Genomic DNA, 1,515 nt, shown 5'->3' on the forward strand with positions numbered 1-1,515 from the left:
GCCGCCAAAACAAAGCCCACCTTTCAACAACAAACCAAGCTTTTGAATCAGACAAACTCAACGAGCGAAAACTTCAGCAAGTAAAAAATGCTCGATAAACTTGCCCTTTCCACACTTTGCGCCCGCTCAATTCACAACGCGCCAACACTAAACTTCATTGAGGCAAACAAAGAAATTTGCCTGTTTTACGGTTTGAGTTAGTCACAAATTTGAAGGCGAAAATGCTCATTTGCCGACAGCTCGAAACGAATGGCCGGAGAAATCCCAAAAGATTGAATCCCTAAATTTACCTGAGTTGCATAACGCCCAATTAAGGTGTGAGCAACGCTACCACGGAACGAAACCATACCACCCTAAACACAAAACCCAACGATGGAATGAAAAATGCCAAGCGTTGGGAATCACTCTTAAATTGTTTGTTATACAACAGCTTGCGACAAGTCTTGCTCTACTTTTTTAAACGCTGTCAGTTCTTGCTCAGCCTTACCACTTGCTACCGTTACCCATTGCAAACCAACCTCATCTTGATGTTCAAACTCAACTTGAAGCTGATACTTTGAGCGAAAAAGAGAGAGTAATAAAACCACTGGGAATGTGATGACTAGAGCTACAACTCCAGCATTGATATCAAATCCCCAAGGTGTGGCAAATGGCTCGAATAGCCATAAAATGCTTGAAGCTATAGCTGAAATAACAGACGCCTTGACTAGATGCGAACTCAGTTTGTTTTTAACTACTTTAACGCTCCTAATTTTGGAAAGCTCATAGCTATCTTCCTTGATAGACAGGCGACCATTAGCTATTGAAAAATCAGAGATATCATACATACCATTTCCTCGTTTGGGTTAAAGAGTTACAGAAAATATTCCCACAAACGATTCGACCAATATTAACCATAAGAAAATGATATGCAACAAATTTTAACGCCGTACGTCGTATAACGCCCGGCTAAGGGGTTGACAACGCACCGCCGAACTCAAAAAAACACACCGTAAACACTGAACTTAAATTTTGAACTAAAGCCGCCACGCGTTGGCAATCCCTCTTGAGCCGTTTGTTATGCTTGTGCTCAAGTAAACTGCAGAACTAGACAACCAATTAATGCGGGTAAACCTGCAATAAAGAGAACCAAGCCTGTTTGGTAGTTAGCTCGATAATGCTCAACTTGCTCTTCTTCAAAATCATGTCCCTTTACCATTTTGTATACTTTATCGGTAACCGGATCATCTAATCGTGTCGTTTTGCTGTGTATACCACCTTCCCACATTAACTTTGCTAAAAGCCAAATAACAATCACGACAAAAAACAAAAAATCAGCAGGCCGCGTTGTAGCAAAAAGAGGAACATAATTAGATAAAGCGAAAACAATCAAAAAGGCCACTATATTGATTAAAAAGACTTTTCTCATCAATTCGGTCAATTTTTACTCCTAGAGCATAACGCCGCGTTAAGTAGTGAGCAACGCAACCACTGAACCTAAACCATTGTGCCGTAAACACTAAAGCCGAATCAAAC

2 protein-coding genes are annotated in these 1,515 nt (G+C 40.7%); both read right to left on the reverse strand.

Going from position 1 to position 1,515, the window contains the following annotated elements; all coding sequences use genetic code 11:
* Positions 1-419: 419 nt before the first annotated feature.
* Positions 420-827, reverse strand: coding sequence for a hypothetical protein (locus AACR75_RS11025; protein WP_047690290.1), 408 nt, complete (start codon positions 825-827; stop codon positions 420-422).
* A 242-nt stretch (positions 828-1,069) separates the two neighbouring features.
* Positions 1,070-1,408 carry a hypothetical protein gene (locus AACR75_RS11030; protein WP_370685859.1) on the reverse strand — a complete coding sequence of 113 codons (339 nt, stop codon included), beginning with the start codon at positions 1,406-1,408 and terminating at the stop codon, positions 1,070-1,072.
* Between the last annotated feature and the right edge of the window lie 107 nt (positions 1,409-1,515).

This window comes from Vibrio sp. ZOR0018, assembly GCF_963865925.1.
In the GTDB taxonomy this organism is placed as follows: Bacteria; Pseudomonadota; Gammaproteobacteria; order Enterobacterales; family Vibrionaceae; genus Vibrio; species Vibrio anguillarum.